This is a genomic window from Rhodococcus spongiicola (genome assembly GCF_004011835.1).
In the GTDB taxonomy this organism is placed as follows: Bacteria; Actinomycetota; Actinomycetes; order Mycobacteriales; family Mycobacteriaceae; genus Prescottella; species Prescottella spongiicola.
In genome coordinates this window covers 1-507 of record NZ_RKLN01000021.1, presented here as the reverse complement: position 1 = coordinate 507, position 507 = coordinate 1, and the positions used below count along the sequence as shown (strand labels likewise).

The 507-nt window shown below is 71.0% G+C and carries 1 protein-coding gene; it reads left to right on the top strand.

The window, feature by feature from the left end:
• Positions 1–507: AMP-binding enzyme (locus EF834_RS18070; RefSeq protein WP_164874181.1), on the top strand; the 507-nt coding region annotated here is incomplete at both ends.

The following is a 507-nucleotide window of genomic DNA, read 5'->3' as shown; positions in this document are numbered from 1 at the left end:
GTATCGCACCGGGGATCTGGTGCGATGGAACCGGGACGGGAATCTCGAGTTCCTGGGGCGCACGGATTTTCAGGTGAAGGTGCGGGGTCTGCGGATCGAGTTGGGGGAGATCGAGTCGGCGTTGGTGGCGCTGGAGGAGGTCGCGCAGGCGGTGGTGGCCGTGCATGACGGTGACGTCGGCCGGCACCTGGTTGGGTATGTGGTGCCCGCCGGCGGCCGGTCGGTCGACGCGGAGGCGGTGCGTGAGGCGGTCGGGCGGGCGCTGCCGGCCTATATGGTGCCCGATGCGGTGATGGTCCTCGACGCGTTCCCGGTGACCGCCAGCGAGAAGGTGGACCGGACGGCGTTGCCGCCGCCGCGGTGGAACACCCGCGAGTTCCGGGCGCCGACGACCCCGATCCAGCAGGTCGTGGCCGCCGTGTTCGCCGACGTCCTCGGCATCGACCGGGTCGGGCTCGATGACGACTTCTTCGCCCTCGGCGGGAACTCGCTGGCCGCGACCCGCGT